General features: G+C 70.3%; 5 protein-coding genes and 1 pseudogene. 2 read left to right on the forward strand and 4 right to left on the reverse strand.

The genetic code is table 11. The features are described from left to right. Positions 1-310 precede the first annotated feature (310 nt). Positions 311-1,791 (forward strand): annotated as a pseudogene (locus AC2W7M_RS15600) (aldehyde dehydrogenase). Between the two features lie 7 nt (positions 1,792-1,798). Here the strand turns inward: AC2W7M_RS15600 and tmpT are convergent. The 4 genes from tmpT to AC2W7M_RS15620 form a co-directional block, all read right to left on the reverse strand. Beyond that, complete coding sequence (gene tmpT / locus AC2W7M_RS15605) at positions 1,799-2,437, reverse strand: thiopurine S-methyltransferase (RefSeq protein ID WP_486133142.1); 639 nt, start codon at positions 2,435-2,437, stop codon at positions 1,799-1,801. Between the two features lie 35 nt (positions 2,438-2,472). After that, a complete protein-coding gene (locus AC2W7M_RS15610) occupies positions 2,473-3,006 on the reverse strand; it encodes an outer membrane protein (RefSeq protein WP_486133143.1) in 534 nt (177 codons plus the stop codon). Positions 3,007-3,972: 966 nt separating this feature from the next. Then, positions 3,973-4,653, reverse strand: a complete 681-nt coding sequence (locus AC2W7M_RS15615) for an outer membrane protein (RefSeq protein WP_486133146.1) — start codon at positions 4,651-4,653, stop codon at positions 3,973-3,975. Then, the gene (locus AC2W7M_RS15620; RefSeq protein WP_486133144.1) at positions 4,578-5,462 is read right to left on the reverse strand and encodes an outer membrane protein; all 885 of its coding nucleotides are present in this window, start codon (positions 5,460-5,462) and stop codon (positions 4,578-4,580) included. Before AC2W7M_RS15620 ends, AC2W7M_RS15615 begins: the two co-directional genes overlap by 76 nt. A 288-nt stretch (positions 5,463-5,750) precedes the next feature. On the opposite strand from AC2W7M_RS15620, the gene AC2W7M_RS15625 reads away from it, so the two are divergent. Continuing rightward, positions 5,751-7,184, forward strand: a complete 1,434-nt coding sequence (locus AC2W7M_RS15625; RefSeq protein ID WP_486133145.1) for an aspartate aminotransferase family protein — start codon at positions 5,751-5,753, stop codon at positions 7,182-7,184. Positions 7,185-7,565 lie beyond the last annotated feature (381 nt).

A 7,565-nucleotide genomic window follows, 5' to 3' on the forward strand; every position in this document is an offset into this window, starting at 1 on the left:
GTGGCGGGGCGCCGCCTGCGCCTTGGGGGCGAGGTCGGCCGCCGCGGCCGGCAGGCCGGCGAGGCCGATCAGGAATGCGGCGAGGCTGGTGGAGGTCATCAGTCGACGCCGCAGAATCATGATCGCAAACCCTACCCTGTGTGTAGATACCTCTATATCAGACCAGAAAGCTGACGCACAGGAACCGAAAAATCGCAATTCCGCCACAGTTCGCGCCCTGCGCGCATCGGCGTTTCGTCCCGCTGCGGCTTGACGGCCTCGGGGGCGCCGCGCGAGGTTGCGCGGAGTTCGGTTTTGGGAGCGTTTCATCATGGCGGTGGCTGAACGGGCGGCGGAAATCCACCCCACTTTCCGGACGCAGGCCTTCATCGACGGCGCCTTCGTGCCGGCCGCCTCCGGGCGCACCTTCTCCGCTGTGAACCCGGCCACCGGCAAGGTGCTGGCCGAGGTCGCCGCCTGCGATGCGCAGGACGTGGACCGGGCGGTGAGGGCGGCGCGGCGCGCGTTCGAGGACCGCCGCTGGGCGGGCCTGCGGCCGCTCGACCGCAAGCGCACGTTGGCGCGCTTCGCCGAGCTGATCCGCGCCAACCGCGAGGAACTGGCGCTCACCGAGACCCTCAACATGGGCAAGCCGATCTCGGACGCCCGCGCCATCGACGCGCGCGCGGCGGCCGACTGCTTCGCCTATTACGGCGAGTGCGCCGACAAGGTCTATGGCGAGGTGGCGCCCACCACGCTGGAGAATCTGGCGCTGATCCTGCGCGAGCCGATCGGGGTGGTGGGCGCGTGGTGCCCTGGAACTTCCCCATGATCATGGCCGCCTGGAAGGTGGCGCCCGCTTTGGCCATGGGCAATTCGGTGGTGCTGAAGCCGGCCGAGGAAAGCCCGCTCACCGCGCTGCGCCTCGCCGAGCTGGCGCAGGAGGCCGGCATTCCGGACGGCGTGTTCAACGTGGTGCCCGGCCTCGGCACGGAGGCCGGCAAGGCGCTGGGCCTCCACATGGACGTGGACGCCATCGCCTTCACCGGCTCCACCGAGGTGGGGCGCTATTTCATGCGCTATTCCGCCGACAGCAACCTGAAGCGGGTCTATCTGGAGCTGGGCGGCAAGACCGCCTTCGTGGTGGCGCACGACGTGAGCGACCTCGACGCGGTGGCCGAGGCGGTGGCCGGCGGCATCTTCTTCAACCAGGGCGAGATGTGCACCGCCGCCTCGCGGCTGCTGGTGGACAACCGCATCCGCGCCGACCTCGTCGCCCGCGTCGCCGCTCTGGCGCCGCGCTGGATGCCGGCCGATCCGCTCGATCCCGCCGCCCCCGCGGGCGCGGTGGTGAGCCGCGAGCACCAGCAGCGCATCCTGAAAGCCATCGACGGCGGCCTCAAGGAGGGCGCCCGGCTGGTGGCGGGCGGCACGGCGGTGCGCGAGGACAGCGGCGGCGCCTTCGTCGCCCCCACCGTGTTCGATGACGTGGCGCCGTCCTCGTCTCTGGCGCAGCAGGAGATTTTCGGGCCGGTGCTCTCGGTGATCGGCTTCGACGGCCTCGATCAGGCGGTGGAGATCGCCAACGGCACCGTCTACGGCCTCGGCGCCTCCGTGTGGAGCGCAGACCTCGGCGCCGCCCACAAGGTGGCGCGCCGCTTCAAGGCCGGCATCGTTTATGTGAACTGCTTCGACGCGGACGACATCACCACGCCCTTCGGCGGCGTGAAGCAGTCCGGCTTCGGACGCGACAAGTCCTTGCACGCGCTAGAGAAATATTCCGACCTCAAGACCGTCTGGACGCGGCTGTGAGCGCCGCTCACGCGCGCGCCAGCAGCCACACGTCCTCCTGCGCCGGCACCTTGCCCCGGAGCCCGCCGGGAACCGGGCAGCTGTCGAGCCGCTCCACCCGGTAGGCCGTGCCGTAGAGCGCGCGCACCTCATCGGCAGTGACGGAGAAGGGCGGCCCCTCCGCCAGCGCCTGGTCGTAGGTGAAGCAGACGAGCAATTGCGGCGCGCGGGCGGTCATGGCGGCGAGGTGCGCGGCATAAAGCGGGCGCATGGGCGCGGGCAGGGCGACCAGCGCCGCCCGGTCATAGACCGCATCCACCGCCCCGAGCCGCTGCGCCGACAGGGTGAAGATGTCGCCTACGAAGACGTCGAGGCCTGGGGCGCGGTGCAGCTCCAGCGGCCCGGCCGGCACGATCTCCGGCGCGACGCCCAGCTCCTCGAACAGCTGCGCCACCGCGAGTGGGCTCAGCTCCGCGCCGGCGACCCGGAAGCCGCGCGCCAGGAGCCAGGCGATGTCCCGCGTCTTCCCGCACAGAGGCAGGAACAGGCGGGCGCCCGGCGCGAGGCGCAGGCGATCGAGATGCGCCTCCAGATGGACGTTCGGCTTGCCTTCGTGGAAGCCGATCTGGTTGGCGGTCCATCGCGCGTGCCAGAAATCCGCGTCCATCTTGCTCGCTTTCTCCCCGCCGCCCGGGGCGGGACTTAGCGCCCGCCGCCGGTGCCGAAGCGATAGTTCAGCGTCAGCGCCACGGTGTCGAGTCGCAGCGAGTCCGGCGCGACGTTCACGCCCGCGAGCGTGGGTGTCGCCGGGGCCTCGAAGGCATCGCTCGCGCCGAATGCGTAATGCCGGTATTCGAGGCCCACCGAAAGGTCCGGCAGCAGCGCATATTCGATGCCGGCGCCGGCGGTCCATCCGGTGTTGGTGCCGACTGAGCTCAGGCGCAGGGCATGGGGCGCATGGGTGTTGAAGGCATCGTTCTGCCGCGCCCAGACGGCGCCGCCGCGGGCATAGATGAGCGAGCGGCCGAAGGCGTAGCCGAGCCGCGCGGTGAGCGCCGAGAGCGCTTCCACGCCGGTGCCGCAATTGAACGCCGCCGGGGCCGGCGCCGAGGCGAAGCAGGTGCTGGTGCCCACCATGCGGGTCCAGGCGCCGGACAGTTCCGCGCCGGCCACCAGGGCGCCGAACTGGTAGTCGGCGCCGATCTGCCCGCCGGCCAGAGCCCCGCCGAGGTCCACCGCGTCGCCGTTTCACGGGCGTCGGGAAAGGGCGAGGCATAGGTGGTGTGCCCCGTTGCCCGACGCCGAGTCGCGGCGCCGGCATAGACGCCGGTCCAGTCGGTCGCCGGGCGGTCGCCGCCTTGACCGCCGCGGCGGCCTGGGGCGCGGTCTCGGGAGCGATGTCGCCAAACCGGTAGGAGGCCTGGACGAACGCCCCGTAGCGCTCGCTATAGGCGGTCTCGCGCGAGCGCGGAATGTCGGACGGGAACTGGGTGAACGTGGCGGGGGAGGTCAGGAACTCGTACCGCGCGCCGATGCCGAGGTCGAACCGCTCGCTGACCGCATAGGTGAGCACGGCCTGTGCCATCGTCCCCCAGCCGCTGCCGTTCTCCGGTTGCGGGTTGATGTCGCCGCGCCACCAGTGATTGTCGTAGCCGGTGCGGGTGGCATAGGGCAGATAGGCGGCGTCCAGCTCCAGGGCGATGCGCGGGGCGAGGGCGAGGCGCCCGTTGATGCCCAGCGCCAAGGCCTGCCAGGAGGCAGTCTCGCCGAGCACGAGCTGGACCGGACGCTTGCTGGTCTTCGTATCGGCGCAGACGTTCGGGTTGCCGGCGACCTGCCAGCACCCATAGGCCAGGACCTTCTCGTAGGAGCCGCGATAGCCCACATAGGCGCCGAGCGTGCCCGCGGGGCCGCGGATGAAGTCGTAGCCGAGATCGATGCCGCCATAAGCGAGGCTGCCGGCCTTCATCAGGCTGCGTGTGCTCGAATAGGGCGTCTCGGCAGGCGGAAAGTCCTCGTCGATGAACATTCCGCCCGACAGCGTGCCGATGCCACCATAGCCCTTGAGGAACACGCCGCTCTCGTGGTCGAGGCGGAAGAAGGCTTCCGGTGCCTGCCCGGTGGTGTCGCCATAGGTCAGGCGGGAATTGAGCTGGTGGCGGTCCGCGGGGCTGAACAGATCGATCGAGGAATGGCCGGTGCTCAGGAAATACCGCGCGCCGGCCTCAAGGCTCCAGCGGCCGGGGTGGCGGGGAGGGCGGGGCCGGACGTGGGCGAGGCCGGTCCGAAGCGGTAGTTCACGCCCATGCGCACCAGATCGAGGCTCTGGTCGAGGCTCACGGTGGCGGTGCGGCGCCCGTCGGCGATGGCGATGTCGCTCGTGCCGAAGTCCATGTGGTCGTATTCGATGAAGGCGGAGATGCGGTCCGTCAGCGCATATTCGACGCCGGCCCCCAAAAGCCAGCCCCAGCGGGTGGCATCCGTGCCGTAGAGGGGGCCCTTATAGGCGTCGTGCAGGTCCACGGGGCCGGACACCCACGCCGCGCCCGCCTTGCCGTAGACCAGCGCGTCGCCGAAGCCGTAGCCGAGCCGGCCGGCGACGGTGCCGAGGCTCTTCGCCGTGGTGCGGCAGGCGAAGCTGGAGAAGGTCACGTTGTCGCTCAGGCACTTGGCATAGGCGCCGATGGTCGCGGCGCTGGCGCTGGCATCGATGCCGGCAACCCACGCTCCCGCCTGGAGGTTGAACCCGCCCTGGACGCCGCCGAACATGCCCATGCTGTCGCCGCCGCCGGGAAGGGCGCCGCTCTTCACCGTGGCCGCGAGGAAGCCGGTGGCGTCGGTCCATTCGTCCCGGCCCCAGGCGCCGCCGGCATGGGCGCCGATATAGAGGCCGGACCAGTTGTGGGTTGCCGCCTGGCCCGCGGCGGCAGGCTGCACGCGCGTGCCCGGCAGCGTGCGCCGCCGGGGCGCACGTTCAGGCCGAGCTTCACCAACTGCGCCGATTGGGTGATGTCGAGATTGCTGCGCCCGGTCGCATCCGCGAGCGTCGGCGTGGTGCTGCCGAGGTCCAGATAGGCATACTCCGCCTTCACCGACACCGAGGGCGTGAGCGCCAGCTCGACGCCTCCGCCGGCGGTCCAGCCGCTGGCCGTCTGCGACGCGGACAGCTCGCCCGGATAGAATTTGCCTGACGCGGAGAAGGCGGTGTGTGCCAATGCGAGCCCCGCCTTGCCGTAGAGCAGAACGCTGCCGAAGGCGACGCCGGCGCGGGCCGCGAGCGTGCCGACCCAATCGGTGTCCGACGTGCAGAGCGAGGTCCAGTCGAAGCCGCAGCGCGTCATGCCGTAGAGGGATCCCGTGCCGAGGTCCGCCTCGACGCCCAGCACCATCTGGCCGACCTGGTGGTTGTAGCCGACCTGCCCGCCCACCACGGCCGCCGTGGCGGAGCCGAGCACCGGCAGCTTCTGGTCGGAGCGCGGCGTGAGCACGCCGTCTCCCTTGCCCCACCAGGTGTCCACCAGGCCGGCGCCGGCATAGGCGCGAGATAGAAGCCGGTCCAGCTTCCCGGCGCGACCGGCGCCGGCGCAGCAGGCGCCAGGTCGGCGGCGTGCAGCGCCGGCGCCAGAAGGCAGGCGAATGCGCAAGCCGAGGTCAGGATTGCTCCGCGAATCATGTGCCCGTCCCTGTCCCAATGGTCCCTTGCCACCAGATTAACGAAGTTTGGACGCGGCGGTATCATGAGAAGCCGCATTCGGCTTTCGGAAGGTCATTCCGCGCGCCGCTGATGCCTCTCGGCAACAGGTCTTGACGGCCGCAGGGCGGCGCGCGAGCTTGGCCGAGGCCGGCTCCCGGGGTGCAGTTCCAGAACGTGGAACGCGCTGCGCGGCCTTTCGCAGCGGCATGCCTTCAGGTGCGGCCGCCGCCTCTTCAGCGCCGGCAGCCGGCGGCGCTGTCGTTCAGATGTGCGGGAGCATTCCATCGTGACGTCGGCTTCGGCCCCTGTGTCCAACTCCACGGCCCACTGGCGCGCCCTCGACGCCGCGCACCACCTCCACCCGTTCTCCGACACCAAGGCGCTCAATGCCGAGGGCGTGCGCGTCATAACGCGCGCGGAGGGGGTCTATGTCTATGACAGCGAGGGCAACCGCATCCTCGACGGCATGTCGGGCCTGTGGTGCTCGCAGGTGGGCCACGGGCGCCACGACATCGTCGACGCCATCGCCCGGCAGCTGCGCGAACTCGACTATTACAACACCTTCTTCAAGACCACCCATCCGGCCGCCGCCGAGCTGGCCGCCGCCATCGCGCAGGTGGCGCCGGCGCACATGAACCACGTGTTCTTCACCTCCGGCGGATCGGAGGCGGTGGACACGGTGCTGCGCATGGTGCGCCACTACTGGGCCTCGCTCGGCAAGCCCGAGAAGCACATCTTCATCTCGCGCCGCAACGGCTATCACGGCTCCACCATGGGCGGCGCCTCGCTCGGCGGCATGAAGCCCATGCACGCCCAGGGCGGCCTGCCCATTCCCGGCATCGTCCACGTCCAGCAGCCCTATTGGTGGGCCGAGGGCGGGCAGATGTCGCGCGAGGACTTCGGCCTCTACGCCGCGCGCGAAGTGGCCCGCGCCATCGACGAGGCGGGGCCTGAGAACGTCGCCGCCTTCATCGGCGAGCCGATCCAGGGGGCGGGCGGCGTGGTCATCCCGCCCGCCAACTACTGGCCGGAGGTGGAGCGCATCTGCCGCGAGCGCGACGTGCTGCTGATCTGCGACGAGGTGATCTGCGGCTTCGGGCGCACGGGCGAGTGGTTCGGCTGCCAATATATGGGGGTGAAGCCGGACCTCATCACCTTCGCCAAGGGCGTGACCTCGGGCTATTTCCCGCTCGGCGGCGTGATCGTCGGCGACCATTTCGCCGAGGGCTTCATCGCCCATGGCGGCGACTTCAACCACGGCTACACCTATTCCGGCCATCCCGGCGGCTGCGCAGCGGCGCTGGCCAACCTCAAGATCATGCACGAGGAGAACCTCGTCGCCCGCGTGAAGTCCGATATCGGCCCCTATCTCCAGGAGCGCTGGCTCAGGCTGGCCGAGCATCCGCTGGTGGGCGAGGCGCGCATGGTGGGCCTCATCGGCGCCATGGAACTGACCCCCGACAAGGCCACCCGCGCCGCCTTCGCGGCGGAGGAGGGCACGGTGGGCCTCATCTGCCGCGACTTCTCGTTCCGCGAGGGCCTGGTGATGCGGGCGGTGCGCGACGGCATGATCCTCGCCCCGCCCTTCACGCTGAGCTACGAGGAGGCGGACGAACTGGTCGCCACCGCCTGGCGGGTGCTCGACCTGACCCATGCCGAGCTGCTCAGCCGCGGACTGATGGTGCCGGTGCCCCGCGTCCCGGCGCCCGCCCCGGCCTGACGGTCCGACCGCGGATTTTCCGCTGCGCTCCAGATGAATCGGGTAGCGAACTGTCGCGCTTGAGCGGCCGCAAAGCATGCAATCCCGTGGCCCGGAGTTATAGAAGCGAAAGCTCAGGTAAGCGGTGCCGTTTCCGGCGTGTGTCGGCAATAAGGCGATACGGCCACGCTGGAACGACTTCGGCGCATCTTCGTTCTTCGTCATATCATTATCGGACGAGGAGACGACACATGATGCGCAAGATGCTTGTCGGCGCGGCCGCGCTCGCCGTGATGGCGCCCGGCCTCGCCTTCGCCCAGGCCTCCACCGCCACCGGCGCCCGTCGGCGGAGCCGCGGTCGGCGCGGTGGTGGGGTGGTCCCCGTGGGCGCGGTGGTCGGCG

The sequence above is a fragment of the Xanthobacter sp. BG11Y11_SDJG genome (genome assembly GCF_057364445.1).